Raw genomic sequence first — 19,396 nt, forward strand, 5'->3', positions numbered from 1 at the left:
GCCAAGCGTCAAAATTTATTTAAAGTAATAATCTTACCCAATAAATAATCGCATTCAGTTTCCTTGCAACTGGCAAAAATATGTCGCAGCGAGCACATATTTAAATCAGAGACGTTGTTATATAACCTGCGTATCCTCCTTTAATTTTTACCAATACTATCTCATCGCTTATGATGCCTGCTGGCGTTCCAGCAGCCATGCATCCAGCTCTGACTCAAGCCAGCCGACGGACTGCATACCCAGCCTGCGCTGTTTCGGAAAGGTCGGGTCGTGGCGCGGCGACTTCGGGTTGATCCAGTCATAGATGGTTGAGCGGGCGATGCCCGTTTTGTTAACAACGGCGCGTATGCGCAGTATCCTGATGCTTTGTATGGTCGTACTCATTTGATTCCCTTTAGCGCTGCATGGATTGATAGTGTCACGGTACAGGGAGTAAAAATGATCGGGTAGACGCAGACCAAAAATACTAAATGATTTTGCTCAACGTACTTTTTAAGGAGATATTTTGTCTGATAACAACGAATTGTGTTCATGTGATGCTGAATGCACGGATGTTTTTTTCTCAATAGTTAAAGATCAGGTGCAGAGCATGTATTCCCTGCTTCATCAGGAAAAAAGACTTACCAGCGAAGAGGAAAAAAGACGAGTAAAACAATGGTTTCGGGATGCCTTGAGTGATATGAGGGGGTGGAGTCGAGAATCTAAAACCAGAATTGTTAATGGGAAGGTGAATGATTGTTACGAGCAGTCTCACCTTAAGGTCGGTGTTTTCGGAAAGGATATAGATTGTTACCTGGATGCTGCCGGAATCCTTTTCTGGTGGGGGCAATATGTCTGGAAGAGAGGTGGTCTGGGAGAAGGTATTCGCGCCATGCTGCGAGCAACTCACTGCCTGGGGGCATGGCAGGGAGCCCATCATCAACTCGATAAGCAAGAGGAGCATCGGTCACTCAGTGAAGTGCGGAGCGAGGCTGGAAAAAAAGGGGCAAAGTCTAAAAGGGAGTTGTTTGAACCAGTAAAAAAAGAATTTCTGTCCCTGATTGAGGAGCATATGCCCGCCGAAGGCTGGAAAAGCCGGGCCCAGGCAGTTGAGAGTGTTGAGTCTGAGTTACGTTTATTCATCGTCGGGCAGAAAATAAAGCCTGAACCGATTGATCTGGAACGTCTGATTGGTGACTGGTGTCGGGATAAAACGTCACCAGAATTTGGCAAACAAGTTAAGGAACTTTTAAAAAGGCCCGGAACTTGATTGCATCGGGAGACGGTTCAATGTTCTGAGGAGACGACGCTGGAGTGTATGATTGATTGTTAAAGCCTGTAAAACCCTCAACAGCGTATGGGAATCTGCTGCCTTACCAAAGGTTCCCTGCCGGAACAACAGCCAGTTAACGGCCACCAAATGGGGGGAACATATCAGTCTTAAGATATGCCTTGTCAGCCTGATTAACTTTGCTGGCTATGGATTGTTGTTTTGCCGGTATCACTGGGAAAAAGTTCGTCAGATAACTAAGGGCAGGGATAAGGCCAGAGGGGGGTCACCTTTGTTATTGTTGCTGATTGCAGACCGAGCGCAAAACCGTCTGCACTTCAGAGCAATCTAGGACCTTGATATGCAGGCTTATTATCGGGAATCCGTTGAGATTTTCTGTCTCAGTTCTTGCTTTCCCTCTTTATCTGACACTGCGTATTCATCTTGATCGCACAGTAAAAGTCTTCATAGTCTGACTGGGTGAGGAATGCTCTTCATTTCTTTACGGGAAATGCGAACAAATTCTGATGGATTTATAAAGTATTCAAATTTTCCAGTTAAAAATTCGATTATGTCTATTTCGATGCAATTTTTTCTGATTTTAATTCACATTTCATGGTTTTTATGCGAATTTTATCTGTGGTAGTTGCATGCGGCAGAAGGGCTCTCTATAATCTAAAAATCATTTAACTGGATAAGTATACAGGTGTCATGTGGAGAACTTTAAAATCGTAGCGGCTTTATGTCGGCAGATTATCAAGGATGGGGCCTCTGCAGGTGCTTTGCAGCAGATGGAGCGCCTTTATGATGCCCTCAGAAACGATCAGCAGGTTGCAGAAGCAAAGCTGCTCAGGGGACTGATTAACAAAGCCAGTACGCTCAATACCCTGGAGCCAGCCAGGGTTGAGCTCTCCCGTGTCTCATTTCTCAGAAAGCAGGAGCTCAGGGAAAACGTTAAAGTGCCTGTGGATAAAGAAAGTGGTTCTCCCCTTGCGCAGATCATTTTTCCGGAAGAGCTTGCCAATGCCGAGCTTCCGGTCATGCCCGACGAGCTGGCATCCGCGGTCAGTCAGCTGATTGAGCAATGGAATAATCTGGATAAACTGGCTCGGTTTGGTGTGATGCCATCGCTGAGCTGCCTGCTTTTCGGACTGCCGGGGACGGGTAAAACCATGCTTTCCTTTTATATCGCCAGGATGCTCGGATTACCGATCGTGCTGGCCAAGCTGGATGGGCTTGTTTCGTCTTTACTGGGTACCAGTGCAAGAAATATCAATAATCTGTTTGATTTTGCTGCTCAGTATGACTGCCTGCTGCTGCTGGACGAGTTTGATGCTGTGGCTAAAGCCCGCAATGACAAACATGAGGTCGGTGAAATCAAGCGTATCGTCAACACATTACTGCAGTGTATTGATGCCAGATCGAAGAGTGGTATGACGCTGGCAATTACCAATCATGAAGTATTACTGGATCCTGCAGTCTGGCGAAGATTTGAGATGCGTATACTGGTACCTAAGCCAAATTACGTAGCAAGGTTGAAGATTATTGAAAAATATATTAATCCCTTGAACTTTACGGCGGAAGAGATAAAATTTTTGACCGTACTGACAGATGGATTTAACGGTTCAGATATTCAGTTAATGTTAAATCACTTCAAGAGAATGTCCGCTATTGGTAACGCCGATCAGACTTTTATTGAGGCTGTTCGGTCATTTGCAGTCATTCATGCAGGCAGTGAAGTTAACGAATTCATGCAGTTGTTATCAAATAATCAGGACGCAGCAATAATGAGCTTGTTGCATAAAAAGCATGAGTTCACGCAAAAAGAGATTGCGCTGGTTTTTGACGTTACTCAGTCAAAAGTTTCCAGAAATATAAAAGAGTCCTGACTGTCGTCGGGAGGTTGATTGCTAAGGATTGGGTAACATATGAAAAGAAATAATCCGGTTCAGGTTATTTTAAATTCAGAGCAGTATAAAAATACGCCACAACGCAGAGCGATGGGTAACAATACTGATTTTTACGCTGATCGTGATGATGCCTTCAAAAAGCACAAAAGAAACCTCCTTGATGAAGTAGGAAATGTCAGAAGCCAGCTCAACCGGTCAGGTCACGATCTTGGCCTTGTGAAAGTTGAGCTTAATCCTCAGGCGCTGGCGAAATCTCACCGTCCCGTTGACTCTCTCTTTCCCGGAAGTAAAGCGCCTGTGGTGGGCGCCCTGGGAATAGGGGAGCTGCTCATACAGGTGACGGATAAAAATCTGGTTCATCTTTACAACAAAATTGATAGCGCTGAAGAATATACCAAAAAGGTATACGACGAAAAACTGCGCAAAAATGTCAATAAGCCCAGCGAAGCAAAAAGCGAGACGGGGGCAATTGACCGTATCAGTTTTTATGGCAGTGAAGAGAAAATTGCCTTTTCTGCGGAGGATAGCGCTGCCTGGCATGCCGATAAGGATGAGGGATTTGCCGGCTATCAGGTTGAACTGGTTGATTTCAGACCCGTTGACGCCAAGCTGTTTACCGTGACCAGCGATGCCATAAGTTCGATGAAGCGGTCTCTGAGGGAGCAGCTCAAGATGCTGGGGGCCGGCGTGTATGCGACAAAAATGAGCCGTTATCCGTCATCATCTGAAGCCATCATGATCCAGCTTCTCAGACCGGATTCAGGACACGATTTTAAGGTGGATTTTGACAAGAGGCTGGAGCTGAATTTTTTACCTTCTGACGTTGATTATTCCTCGAAAAGGCACAGGCTCCTGCTTTCTGTTCTTAGCGCAAGCCCGGTGGTGAAGCGTATTTCCCTGCCGCCAAAAATTTCCCGGGCGAACCCGTCACACTCTCCGGTGGAGATGGACTTCTCGCTGCCCGTCCGAACGGAGGGAGAAGATTATCCCCGTGTGGGCGTCATTGATAGTGGTATCCATCATGCCGAACTGGCCCAGTGGTGTGTGGAAGTATCCGATGGCTTTGAAGCTGAAGACTGCGATCCCAACCATGGCTCACAGGTGGCCAGCCTGCTGGTCTGTGGGGGCATGCTGAATCCGGAGCTTCCTCAGGTCGATGATGACGGTTGTCTGCTCTATGATATCTGGATCCCCGTTCACAACAGTAAATCCAATACGTTCACCAGCTATTTTTCCGACCCGGGTGACTTTTTCGACTGGCTGGATATTGAGGTTGGTGATGCGGTGGCGAAGGGGTTTCGCATCTTTAACTTCAGCCTCAACTTCCGCGAGTTTGTCCGCGATGATTCCTACAGCTTTGCCGCCACGCAAATCGACCGCATTTCCAAAAAATACGATGTGCTCTTTGTCATTTCTTCCGGAAACCTGCGTCCTATAGATTTCCGGGCCCCCTGGGCTTCAAGACCGGCTGCGCTGCATTTTTCTGACGTTGACAGGCTTTCTCAGCCTGCGGAGGCCGTCAGCGCCATTACCGTGGGAGCGGTAAATCCGCCTGGATGTGACATCAGCGTTCACGGTGCACCTACGGTCTATACCCGTCGCGGACCCGGAGTGGCCATGGGCGTAAAACCGGATGTGATCCACTATGGCGGGTACTCCCTGAAGACGGGGCGAACCGGACTGGTTTCCATTGACGGCAGCGGAGAACTCGTGGAAGAGGCGGGAACCAGTTTCTCTGCGCCCTTGGTATCCAAAATTCTTGCCAGTCTGGACCAAAGGACAGCAGGCAAACTGTCACGCAATTCTCTTGCCGCTATGCTGGTTCATCACTCAGACCTGACGCCGCCACTCAGAGATAAGAGCGTGGATATCTCTTCAGCAAGGCGATTCGCCGGATTCGGCATGCCACTGACCTCCCGCGATATGCTTCACAGTGACGACAGCAGTATTACGCTGGTGCTGAGCGGAAGCCTTAAGCGCAGCGAAGTACTGGAGTTTGATTTCAACTGGCCCCGTAGTCTGACCACGGAAGGCGGAAAGTGCCACGGTAAAGCCACGCTGACCATTGCCTACGATCCCGTCATTAATCAGAACTATGGCGCAGAATATTGCCGTGTCAACGTTGACGCTGTGCTTCAGCAGTTTAAGCGGGACTCTCAGACTGATGAATGGGCGTACCGGAAAAACTGCCAGTCAGTCTGGGACGTTCGCCTCGGTAAAGACGTTAACTATGAGAAAAGCCAAATTGACTTCGGCCTGAAGTGGTGGCCCGTCAAAAAATATGCGTTTGAAACCAAAACTAAGGCTGGCGTAGGTGCTTCTGACCAGTGGCGACTGAAAATCAGTTCAATCGAGAGAACGCCAGGAGAGTTTCCAGACGAGGAAGTTGGTTTTACCGCACTACTCACAATCGAAGATACACAGAACAGAACGAATGACCTTTTCAACGAGGTCAGACAGGAGCTCAGCGCTTATGGCATTGAGTTTGAGGATATTACCGTGACACAGCATCTCAATATTAGGGCAGGCCAATAATGTTAAACAGAAATCTAGAGGTTCTGACCTCCTACTTCAATGGCCTGTTGGAATCAGCGCCGCAGCATCGGGAAAATGTGACAACAATCCTTGCTCAGATTGAAATCATGAAATCGCGGCCAGTTTTCTCTATGGAGCCCTCGATTCTTCTTGCCCGCAAGGAAACCGATGAATGCACGATCTGCAAGAAGCAGGTGCTGTGTGATGAGTGAGCCAAAATGTTATTTTGTGGTTTCGCGATATCCCAATGATTCCGATCCTAAGGGAATTGGCTTTTCCCCTGTTGGCAACGGGAAGGTGCCTGAGGAATATCTGGCGTTTCGCCTTGATGTGGATCGTGTTGTTCAGACCGTTAATGCACTGTTTGAAAAGGATAAAGAAAAGCGGCTAGAAGTCTACGAGCAGGTATTTCAGGCTGCGAAGGTCTGTTTCTCAGGCCGGGAGGCTGACTTTGTTCCGGCAAGCCAAGCGCTCAGTGAGCTGAAAAAGACTATCCTGAGTTCGTCATGGACCTTGGTCAGAAACCGGATAATGGGGGTATACGGTCTCTATGCCCTGCTACTAATGATTATTCTGGGCGCAGCACAGTATTTTTATAATGCTGAACTGAAAAACGTACCCGCCGTGCTCATCGGGACCTGTATAGGTTCCTGGCTGTTTGTTTCAATCAAAACCAAAAGCATCGTATTTGATGAAATCTACGAGAACATCAGCCAGCATCGCAGTCTGCTAATGAGGCTGATTTACTGCTGCACACTGTCATCGGCTGTTACATTATGCCTTCTGGCAGGATTTTTTGAGATTAAACTCGGGGAAGTTTCAACGGCGCTGATCCCCGGTAACGCCATCATTGCGGTGGCGGCCGGGATTTTTTTTGGGCTGGGTGAATCTTCACTTGCCACAAAATTGTCAGGCAATGTTAAAGACGCTATTTAATCTCTGCGCCCGCAGAAATTGTTTGCAGCAATCTGCCATCTTGTCAGACAGTTTGCTGCACCGGCAGACCCTGTTCAAGGTCTCTGACATGCTTCATAAAGGATGATTATGGACGATAATGCGTACCCGCAGCGGCATCACTCCCACGTGACTGACAGTATAGCTAAAAGCATGCTCCGGCTCTTTATTCCGCCTGAATGGATACTGCGGGAGCTGTCTGAAAATGACTACGGCATTGATTTTCAGCTTGAGTTCACCAGCCCGGGCAATCAGGTTACGGGGCAGATTGTGGGGATTCAGCTTAAAGGCACCTCCACCGGAAATATGAGCAATCAGGGCAGCCATAGCGTTTCCGTTAAACGGAGTACGCTGAGGCTCTGGCGCAGTTATGAAGCACCTGTATTAATTGTTCTGGTTGATACCGTATCCGGCATGATTTACTCGAAATCAATTGAGCGCGAAATTCGACGGGATCCAGACAGATATATTCTAAGCAACTCAGAATCACTCAGCTTCACCTTCACTTCAGCCGACCTATTAACCAAGGAGAAAGCGTTCAATGACTACCAGAATGGTAAAATCCTGCGACGTATGGACCACGATTTGCCTTCAGTGATTCAGGTCCATCGTGACTTTATGAAGCTTTTCTGGCGTTACGGACGTGACGAGCATATGCCCGTAGACGGCGATGGCACATTCGATTTGGAAAACTTCGGAAAGCATAAGTACGAGCGTCAGTTGCGTGGTGTTTATTCGCGGATGCAAAAATTGAGTTATTTTCTTGGTCTCAGTTGGAATGTACTCACGGTTGAGGCAGTCATCCGTAATGAAAAATGGAATAGCTACGATGGGAATGAAATGATGGAGCATCATTTTACGTCTATTCTGGACCGGCTGGACATTCAGTTTCAGGATATCCTGGCACTCGTGCAAAAGATTGTAGTGGCTTACAAACGGTTCTGGGAGATGGCTGACCCGGAGCTGGTAAATTTTGCGCTGAATCCCTGCCCCATGCTGTCAAAGCTTACTTGGAATGAGCGCCGGAAGTATCTCGGTGATTAATTCTACTGCATTTCGTTTTGCTGATAACGGCAAATAGACACATTAGAGGGAAGAATGATGATTACCGCTGGATCCCGACTTAATAGCCTGTGCTATGAGTTTTTCATCGAATTTGCACGATATGAGTTCTGCCTCAAAATGACGGGTTTTACGCAGGGGGACGGGGCAGCAAAGGCCAACTGGGATCGCTATGCGGCTGAGGTTGAGGACATCGTCGCTTCGCCCGGAACCACAGAACTGGCCGGCGCTATTGACTACATTCTGAGTCATCCTCCCAAAAAGCAGATCGTCAGAAACGGTGAACTAGCCTGGGATGAAAGCCCCGTACAGAGCACAAGTAAGGCGCAGCTGGTCCTGCTGTTAATACGCAGAATACGAAACAACCTTTTCCACGGCGGGAAGTTTAATGGTCGCTGGTTTGAGCCTGAGCGAAGTGAACTTCTAATGCACCACGCGCTGATTATTTTAAAGGCCTGTGCTATGAACCATGCGGGTGTCAGTGAGGCTTATAACTGCATGGATGTATCTCTATAGTCCCCGCACCTTCGGGATGCTTATTCCTTGAGGGCTAAATTATCAAGTCGGTCTGAGTTCCACTTTCCATTCTGCTTTTATACGACCCGGCTGCAAGTGACCTGCTCCTTGCTGATAATGCGCCACAATGTTAGAAACTTCCGCTCTTGGCATGAAGTGGCCTGTGAGTCTGCATCGCGCCCAATATCTGGACACGATGCAGTTAGGGCATAGATAGTAATTTAATGCCTTTAGACCCACCTTCAATAATACTTCCACGGTCTGCCGCTTGAACAAAATTCGCCCACCACTGCATCATTGGGCGACGTTGTTCGAGATAGTCACTGCGGTTATAAGCACGACGCACCTCATTCTTATCCACATGGGCCAATGCCGCTTCAATAACATCAGGCGGAAAAGCCTGTTCATTAAGGGCTGTGCTGGCGATAGAACGCAAACCGTGTGAAACGAGCACACCACCAAAACCTGCACGTTTTAGCGATGCGTTAACGGTCTGACTATTCATCGGTTGGTTTGGCTTGATGCGGCTGGGAAAGATAAATTCTCGATTTTCACTTATCGGCTTCATCATCCCCAGTATCGCAATTGCTTCATCTGACAATGGAACAGTATGGTCGCGGTTCATTTTCATGCGTGCGGCAGGAATCTTCCATTCTCGTGCTTCTAGGTCTACCTCTTCCCAGCGAGCTTCAGCCGCTTCGGCAGGGCGGGTAATAGTAAGAAGTTGCCACATGAACAGGCAGCGTGTGGAAAGGCTAATGCTGGCCGTTCGCATTGTATGCATCAGTTGAGGTAGCTGATCAGGTCGAATGCTGGGCATGTTCTTTTTCTGAGGCTTCTCGAAGGCTTTACCGATATTAACGCTGGGAACAGCATCAATCAGCCCTGTGTTTTGGGCATAGATCATGACCTCATTAATGCGTTGGCACAGGCGACGAACGGTTTCCAGTGCTCCTCTGGCCTGAACTGGTTGGACGGCCTGAACCAGTGTATGAGCTTTAATATCGGTAACGCTAACGTCGCCAATCGCAGGAAAGATATCTCTTTCAAGAGAGCGCCAGATATCTTTCGCATAGTCCTTGGTAACACTGGCTTTCTTCACATTCCACCAACGTTCTGCCACGAGCTGGAAAGTATTAGTTTTGGCTTCAAGCGAACTACGCAGTTGTTCTTGCTGATGTTCCTGGGGATCGATTTGTTTCGCAAGAAGAGAACGGGATTCTGCCCGATAGCTTCGAGCATCGGCAAGCGTAACTGACGGGTAGGGGCCAATGCTCTTTTTCGCTCGCTTCTTGGTGACGGGGCGAATGTAGCGAAATTGCCAGATTTTACTCCCGCTGGATTTGATCAGTAGCTCAAGGCCATCGCCATCATAGAGCACATAGTCCGCTTCATTGGGTTTGGCAGATTCGATTTCCTTAACGGAGAGAGGTTTGGTTTGTCTTGCCATTGCCGGGTTTCCATAGTTTTAGGCACCTCAAAAACAATAAAGCTTTATGAGGTGCCTAACAAGGTGCCTAAAAGGTTCGGATTTAATTAGTTCTCTTCGGACTTCGCGGGACAAATTGAGGACACAAAAAAGCCCGCAGGGCTTGCGCCGTGCGGGCTTTCAGGACTTCATCGGATGACTCTGGTAATCACCGATGGAGAATTTTGGTGGAGCTGGCGGGAGTTGAACCCGCGTCCGAAATTTCTACATCCTCGGTACTACATGCTTAGTTTGTCTTTACATTCGCACGCCAGCTGCGGACAGACACGCCACTAACGAACTAGCCTGATTAGTTTTAACGCTTCAACCCCAGGCAGGGCTTCCACGCGATCTCTTTTGGGTTTGACCTCTCTTTGATCCCCGTCTTAAGAGCGGAAGCTAGGGAGAGAGGGCTCAGAGCAGGTTATTAAGCTGCTAAAGCGTAGTTTTCGTCGTTTGCGACTATTTTTTTGCGGCTTTTAACGAGGCAAACCGCCCCTCGGCATGCACCTTGGGTTTCGCAAATCCCGTCGAATCCAGAATCAGCCCCAATAGTGTTGAACTGAGTATACCAGATTTAACTTCCTGGATACCAGCCCGGAACGCTAACTTATTGAATAGTACAATAAGTGTGCAGAATCAACGTCCTGCGTTTTTCATGATGCGCGCTTTGTCCAGCTGCCACTCGCGCTCTTTCAGGTCAGTACGTTTGTCGTGCTGTTTTTTACCCTTCGCGACGCCAACTTTCACTTTGCACCAGGCGTTTTTCCAGTACAGCGACAGGGCGACCACGGTAAAACCTTCACGGTTAATACGTCCGTAGAGGGATTCTAGCTCACGCTTGTTCAGCAGAAGCTTGCGGGTGCGCGTAGGGTCACACACGTAGTGTGAAGAGGCGACGGTCAGCGGCGTAAAGTTCGCGCCGAACAGGAAGGCTTCGCCATCTTTCAGGATCACGTAGCTATCGCCGATGTTGGCTTTCCCGGCGCGCAGCGATTTTACTTCCCAGCCCTGCAACGCAAGGCCAGCTTCGAATTCTTCTTCAATGAAATACTCGTGGCGAGCACGCTTGTTGAGCGCAATGGTCGCCGAGCCTGGTTTATGTGCTTTTTTCTTCGTCATAAGTGTCGTAAAGCCGTCGGTAATCTGATTTCAAAAAGTCACCTCATTGCGTCCTGTGAGGTCTAACGCGCTATCTTAGCACGAGATGAGGCTTAGCGTTTTTTTAACAGGTGATAAATGTTATTATTTGTCCGTTGTGTGACCATGGGAAATGCTATGCCTCAGATTAGCCGTACTGCGCTTGTGCCTTACAGCGCGGAACAAATGTATCAGTTAGTGAACGATGTTCAGTCTTATCCAGAGTTTATTCCGGGGTGCACCGGGAGCCGCGTTCTGGAGTCGGGCCCGACGCAGATGACGGCGGCGGTGGATGTCTCCAAAGCGGGGATCAGCAAGACGTTCACCACCCGCAATACGCTGACCAGCAATCAGAGTATTTTGATGCATCTGGTGGATGGTCCGTTTAAAACCCTGATGGGGGGCTGGAAGTTTACGCCGCTGAGTGCAGACGCCTGTCGCATTGAGTTCCAGCTGGACTTTGAATTCACCAATAAGCTGATTGAGCTGGCGTTTGGCCGCATCTTTAAAGAGCTGGCCTCGAATATGGTTCAGGCGTTCACCACCCGCGCCAAAGAGGTTTACAGTGTCGCATAAGATAGCTGTTGAAGTGGTGTACGCATTGCCGGAGAAGCAGTACCTGCAGCGCGTAACGCTGGAAGAGGGCGCAACCGTTGAGGCGGCTATCCGTGCTTCCGGTATCCTTGAGCTTCGCAGCGATATTGACCTGGCTAAAAATAAGGTCGGGATTTACAGCCGTCCGGTGAAGCTGGGTGATGTGCTGAAAGAGGGCGACCGGGTGGAGATTTATCGTCCGCTGATTGCTGACCCGAAAGAGCTGCGTCGCCAGCGTGCGGAGAAATCTGGTAAGTAGCGGTTTCTTTCCCCGGTGGCGCTGCGCTTACTGGGGCTACGATTCTGCGCAAGAGTTCAGACACAAAAAAGGTGCTCAATGAGCACCTTTTTGCATTTCTGACGCCTGATTATTTGGTCAGGGCAGGCTTGTTGTCGATGTTGGTCAACACACCGGCGCTACTGAAGGTCAGCGTCAGGGTCTGCTGGGTCGCATCTTCATGCCCCGGCTTCTGACGGAATACATAGAACCAGGTGTTAGTGCCGAACGGGTCGGACATCATCGGGGTTCCCAGTGCATAAGCGACCTGCTGTTGTGTCATCCCCACACGGATTTTGGACACATCGTTAGGGGTAAGGTAGTTCCCCTGGTTGATGTCAGGACGGTAAACCACTTTCTCCAGAGTGGAACAGCCTGCGGTCAACATCAGAAGAACCGCTGCGGCAGCGGTCAGCATTTTACAACGCATAGTGATTTGATTCCTTTTCGGGCCCGAGCAGAACGCGGCTCATATGTAATATGCCGATGATAATAGACCTTGCCCCACTTTGAAACCGGTCTGGCGGCGTTTTTGTTGTTCTGTATGACCCTGCGATCCCGAAAAAGTTTATGCCGCCAGCAGTTCTTTCGCGTTCGCGAGCGTATTACGCGTGACTTCGCTGCCGCCGAGCAGGCGTGCCAGCTCCTGCAGACGCGCGCGTTTATCCAGCGGCTTCATGTGCGTTTCGGTCATTTCACCGTCGGTTTCTTTGCTGACGATAAAGTGATGATGGCCACAGCCCGCGACCTGCGGCAGGTGGGTTACACACATCACCTGCGTTGATTCGCCTAGCTGGCGCAGCAGTTTACCCACTACCGCTGCCGTTGGGCCGCTGATCCCCACATCCACTTCATCGAAAATCAGCGCCGGGGTTTCCATTTTACGCGCGGTAATGACCTGAATCGCCAGTGCAATGCGCGACAGCTCACCGCCGGAGGCGACTTTAGAAATCGCCTGAAGCGGCTGACCCGGGTTGGTGGTGACGCGGAATTCGATGCGATCCGCACCTTCTGCCGTCAGGTGGTTTTCTTCAAAGCGGACATCAATGGTGAATACGCCGTGCGGCATCGCCAGCGTATGCATGCTATCGGTGATGTGCTGGCTTAACTCCAGGGCGTAATGCTGACGGATTTCATGCAGCTTTTGCGCTGTCGCCAGCGCCTGTTCATGGTGCAGGTTCACCGCCAGAGAGAGGGTTTCCAGCGAGTCAGCCTGATCGTCAAGCTGCTGCTGTTCTTCCAGCAGAGACTGATAGTAGCCCGGCAGCTCTTCCGGCGTGACGTGGTGCTTGCGCGCCAGCGAGATCTGACGGGAGATGCGCTGTTCCAGCTCAAACAGACGGTTCGGGTCGAGATCGAGACGTTCGCAGTAGTGGCGCAGCTCGTCGCCGGCTTCGGAGATCTGAATGGCCGCTTCTTCCAGCATATCCAGAACGCCAGAGAGTTTGCTGTCCATGCCGACCAGTTCGGTAATCAGCTGACGAACGTTATACAGCTGGCTCTGGAGGTTCACGTCTTCGCCATCCGCCAGCAGGTTGAGCGCATTCTGGCTGGTTGAGAGCAGGTGGCCGCTGTTCGCCAGGCGTTTGTACTCTTCGTCGATTTGCTCAAACTCACCCGCCTGCGGGTTAAATTCGTTCAGCTCTTTAAGCTGGTACTCCAGCAGCTCCGCGCGTGCGGCGCGCTCCTGGCTCTGCTGCTGGTGCTGGGCGAGCTCGCGGCAGCTTTGATGCCACTGGCGATAGTGCTCCGCCATAAGCTGAGTAAGCGCATACTCACCCGCATAGCCATCGAGCAGCGCTTTCTGCTGTTCTGGTTTGACGAGTTGCTGATGCGCATGCTGACCGTGGATCTGGATAAGCAACTGGCCGAGTTCGCGCAGCTGGGAGAGCGGGACCGCCGTGCCGTTGATGAAGCCACGTGAACGACCGTCGCTGCTGATCACGCGGCGAAGTAAACACTCACGTCCATCTTCGAGCTGGTTCTGTTCCAGCCAGCGCTGGGCGGCAGGGGTATCTTTCAGGGAGAAGCGGGCGCACAGGTCGGCACGGTTTGCGCCCATGCGCACCATATCGCCCTCTGCACGGCCGCCAAGGCACAAGCCGAGGGCATCAATGGCAATGGATTTACCTGCACCGGTTTCCCCGGTGATCGCCGTCATGCCGCTGTGGAAATCGATCTCAAGCTCACGAACAATGGCAAAGTTGCTGATGGTCAGTTGTGCCAGCATAATTGTTTTCCTGTATGAAAAACCATAACTGTGTTTTTATACAGTATAAACTGGTTTTATATACAGTAAAGTCCTGGATGCAAAATCAGAACAATTTTTTTGACCAGCCAAGCTTCGAGCTTAATGTGTTGAAATAGCTGTAATCTTTCGGGTGAATAAGGTTCAGATGATAATCACACCGGCGAATCAGGACATCTTCACCTTCCTGGATCGGCAGCGCTATCTGGCTGTCGCAGCTGATTTCCAGGTCGTTACGGCGGTGCGAGAACCGCAGACGAATCGTGCTGTCGCCGTTGATAACCAGCGGGCGGGCCGAGAGCGTGTGCGGGAACATCGGCACCAGGGTAATGGCGTCCAGAGAAGGCGTCAGGATCGGGCCGCCGGCCGAAAGTGAGTAGGCCGTTGAGCCGGTCGGAGTGGAGATAATCAGCCCGTCAGAACGCTGGGAGAAGGCAAAGATTTCGTCGATATAGACTTCGAACTCGATCATGTGCGCCACTTTACCGGGGTGCAGCACGACCTCGTTAATCGCGGTGCTGATGCGTTTCTGACAGTCCTGCTGGCATACCTGCGCTTCCAGTAAAAAGCGTCTTTCACTGATATAGTGACCTTCCAGCACGTCGGCCAGCTGCTGCTGCGCATTGTCCGGGTCGAGATCGGTTAAAAAGCCGAGATTGCCACGGTTGATGCCGATGACCTTGATGTCATAGCGCGCCAGCGTGCGGGCCGCACCGAGCATGTTGCCGTCGCCGCCCACCACCACGGCGAGATCGGCCTGTTGGCCTATTTCCGCCAGCGTGCCGGTTTTGACGCTCTTAAGCTGCAGCTCCTGCGCAATCTGCTGCTCGACCATCACTTCATAGCCTTTGCTACACAACCAGCGATACAACATTTCATGTGTCGTCAATGCGGTAGGGTGACGCGGATGCCCGACGATCCCAATACACCTGAAATGATTATTCATTTTCTGGAGGTCCTTGTGCCTGATGAATGATGACAATCTGTCTTGTTCCCTTGAATCCCGGAAACTGATCCCCATAATAAGCGAAGTTAGCGAGATGAATGCAGAAAAACGCGGAGAAATTCATGAGTAGTAAAGAACAGAAAACGCCTGAGGGGCAAGCCCCTGAAGAAATTATCACGGAACAGCATGATGAAGTTGAGGCTGTAGAGCCAGACGCATCTGCTGAGCAGGTGGACCCGCGCGATGAAAAAATTGCGAATCTGGAAGCTCAACTGGTAGAAGCACAGAATCGCGAACGCGACGGTGTTCTGCGCATCAAGGCGGAAATGGAGAACCTGCGTCGTCGTACCGAGCAGGACGTTGAGAAGGCGCATAAATTTGCGCTGGAGAAGTTCGTCAACGAACTGCTGCCGGTGATTGATAGCCTCGATCGCGCGCTGGAAGTGGCTGACAAAGCAAATCCGGACAACGCGGCAATGATCGAAGGTATCGAACTGACGCTGAAATCCATGCTCGACGTGGTGCGCAAGTTTGGCGTGGAAGTGATTGCCGATACCAACGTTCCGCTGGATCCAAACGTTCACCAGGCGATTGCGATGGTGGAGTCAGAAGAGGTGGAAGCCGGTAAAGTGCTGGGAGTGATGCAGAAAGGTTACACCCTGAACGGCCGTACCATTCGCGCTGCGATGGTGACCGTGGCGAAAGCGAAAGCGTAATTTGCCATTCGTAGTACCGGGTGGCGGCGTTCGCCTCACCCGGTCTACAACCTTACTCAGCGATACTTTCGCGCAGCGGTTTCACGGGCAGGACTTTAACCTGCTTAATCATATTGTCCTGCACGTCCAGGATATCAATATCGTACTGCTCAATGCGCACCCGCGTGCCCGCCGCCGGGATCTCTTCCAGCGCTTCCAGAATCATCCCGTTAATCGTACGAGCCTCATCTTCCGGCAAATGCCAGTTAAACGCTTTGTTGAGTTCGCGAATGTTCGCGCTACCGTCAATCAGCACCGAACCGTCGTTTTGCGGGGTGACCTCTTCCGCGAGGGAAGGGGACATTGAAGTAGTAAAATCCCCGACAATCTCTTCCAGAATATCTTCGACCGTCACCAGCCCCTGAATATCGCCGTACTCGTTAACCACCAGGCCGACTTTCTTCTTGTTACGCTGGAATTTCACCAGCTGCGTGCTGAGCGGGGTGCCTTCCGGCACGTAGTAAATCTCGTCGGCGGCGCGCAGCATCACCTCTTTGGTGAACTCTTTTTTCTCGGTCATCAGACGGTACGCTTCGCGCACGCGCAGCATGCTGATGGCGTCATCCAGCGAGTCGCGGTACAGCACAATGCGCCCGTGCGGGGAGTGCGTCAGCTGGCGGACGATGGCTTTCCAGTCGTCATTGATGTCGATACCCACGATTTCGTTACGCGGCACCATGATGTCGTTCACGCTTACCTTTTCCAGATCCAGCACCGACAGGAGCATGTCCTGATTACGTCGGGAGATCTGCGAGCGGGATTCGTTCACGATGGTGCGAAGCTCGTCCTTGCTGAGCGCACTGCTGATGGTGACATCGGCTTTGATTCCCACCATCCGCATCAGCAGGCGCGTCACCATGTTCAGCAGCCAGACCAGCGGCATCATCAGGATCTGCAGCGGTGCCAGCAGGAAGCTGCTCGGGTAGGCGACTTTCTCAGGGTAAAGCGCAGCGATGGTTTTCGGCAGCACTTCGGCAAACACCAGCACCACGAACGTCAGCACGCCGGTGGCAATCGCGACCCCGGCGTTGCCGTACAGGCGCATCCCGACGATGGTACCGAGGGCAGAGGCCAGTATGTTGACGAGGTTGTTGCCGATGAGCACCAGGCTTATCAGGCGATCCGGCTTGCGGAGCAGCTTTTCAACGCGACGTGCGGCACGGTTACCCTGTTTAGCACGATGACGTAACCGGTAGCGGTTTAAGGTCATCATGCCGGTTTCCGAGCCGGAGAAATAGGCGGAGATGACCACCATGACGATCAGCGTAACGATCAGCGTGGTGGTAGAGATGTGTTCCAGGGGGAACTCCTTTGTTTCTTAGCCAGCAAATTGCTGTATGAAGCGGCTGCCAAAATAGGCAAGGGTGAGAATACCCGCACCCGCGACGTTGAACCAGACCACGCGGCGACCGCGCCAGCCTTCATGATAGTGGCCCCACAACAGGACAATATAGACAAACCACGCGATGATAGAGAGCACCGCTTTATCGATATTCTCCACGCTGAACAGGTTCTTCATGTAAAACAGGCCCGTGCAGAGCGTGAGCGTCAGCAGCACCACGCCTACCTGGGTGATGTGGAACATCTTACGCTCAATGACCATCAGCGGCGGCATCTCATGGTTAAACGCCAGCTTTTTGTTTTTCAACTGGTAGTCAATCCAGGCGAGCTGCATGGCGTAAAGCGCGGCGATGATCAGCGTCGCGTAGGCAAAGAGCGACAGGCCGATATGCACCAGCATCCCCGGCGTTGCCTCCAGATGCGTAATAAACTCATTGGGCATAAAGGTGGCTAAGGCCAGATTGATCAGCGCGAAGGCGTACACAATCGGCAGCAGCAGCCAGCCGCGATTTTTAGAGGCCACGATGGTCATCACCGTGCAGATCATCAGGCTGACCAGCGAGCCGACGTTGAGGACGCTCAGGTTTTGCACGCTGCCGTCGCCGGGGATGATGCGTGATTCCAGCGCAAACGCGTGGCTAATCAGTGCGATCACCGCAGAAAGAATAGCCATGCGCCGCCAGCCGCTGTTTTTTTGCAGCAGTCCGGGAACGATCAGCGCGAGGCTGACAGAGTAGGCAACAAGGGCGATCAGTGCGAAAACAGGCATATAGGCATCGACAGTTGTCTTAATAAGAAAGAGAAGCAGTATAACGTTACGTGACGCCTGCTCCAACCGTTGCATAACAACAAAGGCGCCTTCATGTTATACTCCGGCAAAATTCTGTGTATGTGTCGCTCATGGCGGCCCAACGTTTCTACTCAGGCGAGAGACAATGTTTGATAATTTAACCGATCGTTTGTCGCGCACGCTGCGCAACATCAGCGGCCGCGGACGCCTTACTGAAGAGAACATCAAGGAAACGCTGCGCGAAGTGCGCATGGCGCTGCTGGAAGCAGACGTGGCGTTGCCGGTTGTTCGTGATTTTATCAACCGCGTAAAAGAGAAGGCGGTTGGTCATGAAGTTAACAAGAGCCTGACCCCGGGTCAGGAGTTCGTCAAAATCGTTCGTAACGAACTGGTTTCGGCGATGGGTGAAGAGAACCAGGTGCTTAACCTGGCGGCTCAGCCTCCGGCCGTGGTGCTGATGGCGGGCCTGCAGGGTGCGGGTAAAACCACCAGCGTCGGTAAGCTGGGTAAATTCCTGCGTGAAAAGCACAAGAAGAAAGTGCTGGTGGTGTCTGCGGACGTCTATCGCCCGGCGGCGATCAAGCAGCTGGAAACCCTGGCCGAGCAGGTCGGCGTAGACTTCTTCCCGTCTGACGTGGCCCAGAAGCCTGTCGACATCGTTAACGCGGCGCTGAAAGAGGCGAAGCTGAAGTTCTACGACGTGCTGCTGGTGGATACCGCCGGTCGTCTGCACGTTGACGAAGCGATGATGGACGAGATCAAGCAGGTGCATGCCTCTATCAACCCGGTAGAGACCCTGTTCGTTGTCGACGCCATGACCGGTCAGGATGCGGCGAATACCGCGAAAGCGTTTAACGAAGCCCTGCCGTTAACCGGCGTGGTGCTGACCAAAGTGGACGGTGATGCCCGCGGCGGTGCGGCGCTCTCCATTCGTCACATCACCGGTAAGCCGATCAAATTCCTCGGCGTGGGCGAAAAAACCGAAGCGCTGGAGCCGTTCCATCCGGATCGTATTGCTTCCCGTATCCTCGGCATGGGCGACGTGCTGTCGCTGATCGAAGATATCGAGAGCAAGGTGGACCGCGCGCAGGCCGAGAAGCTCGCCAGCAAGCTGAAAAAAGGTGACGGTTTTGATCTCACCGACTTCCTTGAGCAGCTGCGTCAGATGAAAAACATGGGCGGCATGGCAAGCCTGATGGGCAAACTGCCGGGCATGGGCCAGATCCCTGACAACGTGAAAGCGCAGATGGATGACAAGGTGCTGGTGCGCATGGAGGCGATCATCAACTCGATGACCCTCAAAGAGCGTGCTAACCCGGACATCATCAAAGGCTCCCGTAAACGCCGTATCGCAGCCGGTTGCGGCATGCAGGTGCAGGACGTTAACCGCCTTCTGAAACAGTTCGACGACATGCAGCGCATGATGAAGAAAATGAAGAAAGGCGGCATGGCGAAGATGATGCGCGGCATGAAAGGCATGATGCCCCCTGGATTCCCAGGCAGATAAATCGTGTTTAATGCTCAGTATCAAGATGCTGATTGCATTTTCCCCAAAAATCAGTAAAATTTTCGGGCTTTTAATATGACACCCGGGCTCCGTTCCTCGATGGG

19 protein-coding genes and 1 other RNA gene are annotated in these 19,396 nt (G+C 51.4%); 11 read left to right on the forward strand and 9 right to left on the reverse strand.

What is annotated here, in order from left to right; genetic code table 11:
• Positions 1 to 168: 168 nt before the first annotated feature.
• The gene (locus tag ABR39_RS18760; protein WP_047348129.1) at positions 169 to 384 is read right to left on the reverse strand and encodes a helix-turn-helix transcriptional regulator; all 216 of its coding nucleotides are present in this window, start codon (positions 382 to 384) and stop codon (positions 169 to 171) included.
• Between the two features lie 121 nt (positions 385 to 505).
• Between ABR39_RS18760 and ABR39_RS18765 the strand changes: the two genes are divergently transcribed.
• From ABR39_RS18765 to ABR39_RS18795, 7 genes are all read left to right on the forward strand, one after another.
• Positions 506 to 1,249 (forward strand): hypothetical protein, encoded by a 744-nt coding sequence (locus ABR39_RS18765; RefSeq protein WP_131701714.1) that lies wholly within the window; start codon positions 506 to 508, stop codon positions 1,247 to 1,249.
• A 713-nt stretch (positions 1,250 to 1,962) separates the two neighbouring features.
• Positions 1,963 to 3,138: an AAA family ATPase gene (locus ABR39_RS18770; protein WP_047348131.1), complete on the forward strand. Its 1,176-nt coding sequence runs from the start codon at positions 1,963 to 1,965 to the stop codon at positions 3,136 to 3,138.
• A 39-nt stretch (positions 3,139 to 3,177) separates the two neighbouring features.
• A complete protein-coding gene (locus ABR39_RS18775; RefSeq protein WP_047348132.1) occupies positions 3,178 to 5,694 on the forward strand; it encodes a S8 family peptidase in 2,517 nt (838 codons plus the stop codon).
• Positions 5,694 to 5,906 (forward strand): hypothetical protein, encoded by a 213-nt coding sequence (locus ABR39_RS18780; protein ID WP_047348133.1) that lies wholly within the window; start codon positions 5,694 to 5,696, stop codon positions 5,904 to 5,906. Before ABR39_RS18775 ends, ABR39_RS18780 begins: the two co-directional genes overlap by 1 nt.
• Positions 5,899 to 6,630: a hypothetical protein gene (locus ABR39_RS18785; RefSeq protein WP_047348134.1), complete on the forward strand. Its 732-nt coding sequence runs from the start codon at positions 5,899 to 5,901 to the stop codon at positions 6,628 to 6,630. The genes ABR39_RS18780 and ABR39_RS18785 overlap by 8 nt, the downstream gene beginning before the upstream one ends.
• Before the next feature lie 108 nt (positions 6,631 to 6,738).
• Positions 6,739 to 7,692 (forward strand): DUF4365 domain-containing protein, encoded by a 954-nt coding sequence (locus ABR39_RS18790; protein WP_047348135.1) that lies wholly within the window; start codon positions 6,739 to 6,741, stop codon positions 7,690 to 7,692.
• 54 nt (positions 7,693 to 7,746) lie between these two features.
• Complete coding sequence (locus ABR39_RS18795; RefSeq protein ID WP_224247006.1) at positions 7,747 to 8,226, forward strand: hypothetical protein; 480 nt, start codon at positions 7,747 to 7,749, stop codon at positions 8,224 to 8,226.
• Positions 8,227 to 8,428: 202 nt separating this feature from the next.
• On the opposite strand, the gene ABR39_RS18800 is transcribed toward ABR39_RS18795, so the two are convergent.
• The 3 genes from ABR39_RS18800 to smpB form a co-directional block, all read right to left on the reverse strand.
• Positions 8,429 to 9,676 (reverse strand): integrase domain-containing protein, encoded by a 1,248-nt coding sequence (locus ABR39_RS18800; RefSeq protein WP_047348137.1) that lies wholly within the window; start codon positions 9,674 to 9,676, stop codon positions 8,429 to 8,431.
• A 204-nt stretch (positions 9,677 to 9,880) separates the two neighbouring features.
• Positions 9,881 to 10,244: a transfer-messenger RNA gene (ssrA, locus tag ABR39_RS24420) on the reverse strand.
• An 89-nt stretch (positions 10,245 to 10,333) separates the two neighbouring features.
• On the reverse strand, positions 10,334 to 10,816 hold the full coding sequence (gene smpB, locus ABR39_RS18805) for an SsrA-binding protein SmpB (RefSeq protein ID WP_008502505.1): 483 nt from the start codon (positions 10,814 to 10,816) through the stop codon (positions 10,334 to 10,336).
• Between the two features lie 156 nt (positions 10,817 to 10,972).
• Here smpB and ABR39_RS18810 point away from each other — a divergent pair, with 156 nt between their 5' ends.
• Complete coding sequence (locus tag ABR39_RS18810) at positions 10,973 to 11,410, forward strand: type II toxin-antitoxin system RatA family toxin (RefSeq protein WP_024908332.1); 438 nt, start codon at positions 10,973 to 10,975, stop codon at positions 11,408 to 11,410.
• Positions 11,400 to 11,687: an RnfH family protein gene (locus tag ABR39_RS18815; protein WP_025759268.1), complete on the forward strand. Its 288-nt coding sequence runs from the start codon at positions 11,400 to 11,402 to the stop codon at positions 11,685 to 11,687. Before ABR39_RS18810 ends, ABR39_RS18815 begins: the two co-directional genes overlap by 11 nt.
• Positions 11,688 to 11,796: 109 nt before the next feature.
• Here ABR39_RS18815 and bamE read toward each other — a convergent pair whose 3' ends face one another.
• The 3 genes from bamE to nadK form a co-directional block, all read right to left on the reverse strand.
• Entirely contained in the window at positions 11,797 to 12,135 is a 339-nt protein-coding gene (gene bamE, locus ABR39_RS18820) for an outer membrane protein assembly factor BamE (RefSeq protein WP_008502502.1), read from the reverse strand.
• 138 nt (positions 12,136 to 12,273) lie between these two features.
• Positions 12,274 to 13,935 (reverse strand): DNA repair protein RecN, encoded by a 1,662-nt coding sequence (gene recN, locus ABR39_RS18825; protein ID WP_047348138.1) that lies wholly within the window; start codon positions 13,933 to 13,935, stop codon positions 12,274 to 12,276.
• An 85-nt stretch (positions 13,936 to 14,020) separates the two neighbouring features.
• Entirely contained in the window at positions 14,021 to 14,899 is an 879-nt protein-coding gene (nadK, locus tag ABR39_RS18830) for an NAD(+) kinase (protein ID WP_047348139.1), read from the reverse strand.
• A gap of 122 nt (positions 14,900 to 15,021) precedes the next feature.
• Between nadK and grpE the strand changes: the two genes are divergently transcribed.
• On the forward strand, positions 15,022 to 15,615 hold the full coding sequence (gene grpE, locus ABR39_RS18835; RefSeq protein WP_023333122.1) for a nucleotide exchange factor GrpE: 594 nt from the start codon (positions 15,022 to 15,024) through the stop codon (positions 15,613 to 15,615).
• Positions 15,616 to 15,667: 52 nt separating this feature from the next.
• Here the strand turns inward: grpE and ABR39_RS18840 are convergent, their stop codons facing one another.
• Both ABR39_RS18840 and ABR39_RS18845 read right to left on the reverse strand, forming a co-directional pair.
• Positions 15,668 to 16,954 (reverse strand): HlyC/CorC family transporter, encoded by a 1,287-nt coding sequence (locus ABR39_RS18840; RefSeq protein ID WP_047348141.1) that lies wholly within the window; start codon positions 16,952 to 16,954, stop codon positions 15,668 to 15,670.
• Between the two features lie 18 nt (positions 16,955 to 16,972).
• Complete coding sequence (locus tag ABR39_RS18845; RefSeq protein WP_047348200.1) at positions 16,973 to 17,764, reverse strand: cytochrome C assembly family protein; 792 nt, start codon at positions 17,762 to 17,764, stop codon at positions 16,973 to 16,975.
• A 166-nt stretch (positions 17,765 to 17,930) separates the two neighbouring features.
• Between ABR39_RS18845 and ffh the strand changes: the two genes are divergently transcribed.
• The gene (gene ffh / locus ABR39_RS18850; RefSeq protein ID WP_014884878.1) at positions 17,931 to 19,292 is read left to right on the forward strand and encodes a signal recognition particle protein; all 1,362 of its coding nucleotides are present in this window, start codon (positions 17,931 to 17,933) and stop codon (positions 19,290 to 19,292) included.
• The last annotated feature ends 104 nt before the right edge of the window (positions 19,293 to 19,396 follow it).

This window comes from Enterobacter genomosp. O, assembly GCF_001022965.1.
Classification (GTDB): Bacteria; Pseudomonadota; Gammaproteobacteria; order Enterobacterales; family Enterobacteriaceae; genus Enterobacter; species Enterobacter cloacae_L.

What these genes read in the sequence shown, in the direction of transcription:
- ABR39_RS18760 (WP_047348129.1), bottom strand. Translation starts at nt 384, where the DNA reads ATGAGTACGACCATACAAAGCATCAGGATACTGCGCATACGCGCCGTT.
- ABR39_RS18775 (WP_047348132.1), top strand. Translation starts at nt 3,178, where the DNA reads ATGAAAAGAAATAATCCGGTTCAGGTTATTTTAAATTCAGAGCAGTAT.
- ABR39_RS18780 (WP_047348133.1), top strand. Translation starts at nt 5,694, where the DNA reads ATGTTAAACAGAAATCTAGAGGTTCTGACCTCCTACTTCAATGGCCTG.
- ABR39_RS18785 (WP_047348134.1), top strand. Translation starts at nt 5,899, where the DNA reads ATGAGTGAGCCAAAATGTTATTTTGTGGTTTCGCGATATCCCAATGAT.
- ABR39_RS18790 (WP_047348135.1), top strand. Translation starts at nt 6,739, where the DNA reads ATGGACGATAATGCGTACCCGCAGCGGCATCACTCCCACGTGACTGAC.
- ABR39_RS18795 (WP_224247006.1), top strand. Translation starts at nt 7,747, where the DNA reads ATGATGATTACCGCTGGATCCCGACTTAATAGCCTGTGCTATGAGTTT.
- ABR39_RS18800 (WP_047348137.1), bottom strand. Translation starts at nt 9,676, where the DNA reads ATGGCAAGACAAACCAAACCTCTCTCCGTTAAGGAAATCGAATCTGCC.
- smpB (WP_008502505.1), bottom strand. Translation starts at nt 10,816, where the DNA reads ATGACGAAGAAAAAAGCACATAAACCAGGCTCGGCGACCATTGCGCTC.
- ABR39_RS18810 (WP_024908332.1), top strand. Translation starts at nt 10,973, where the DNA reads ATGCCTCAGATTAGCCGTACTGCGCTTGTGCCTTACAGCGCGGAACAA.
- bamE (WP_008502502.1), bottom strand. Translation starts at nt 12,135, where the DNA reads ATGCGTTGTAAAATGCTGACCGCTGCCGCAGCGGTTCTTCTGATGTTG.
- recN (WP_047348138.1), bottom strand. Translation starts at nt 13,935, where the DNA reads ATGCTGGCACAACTGACCATCAGCAACTTTGCCATTGTTCGTGAGCTT.
- nadK (WP_047348139.1), bottom strand. Translation starts at nt 14,899, where the DNA reads ATGAATAATCATTTCAGGTGTATTGGGATCGTCGGGCATCCGCGTCAC.
- grpE (WP_023333122.1), top strand. Translation starts at nt 15,022, where the DNA reads ATGAGTAGTAAAGAACAGAAAACGCCTGAGGGGCAAGCCCCTGAAGAA.
- ABR39_RS18845 (WP_047348200.1), bottom strand. Translation starts at nt 17,764, where the DNA reads ATGCCTGTTTTCGCACTGATCGCCCTTGTTGCCTACTCTGTCAGCCTC.
- ffh (WP_014884878.1), top strand. Translation starts at nt 17,931, where the DNA reads ATGTTTGATAATTTAACCGATCGTTTGTCGCGCACGCTGCGCAACATC.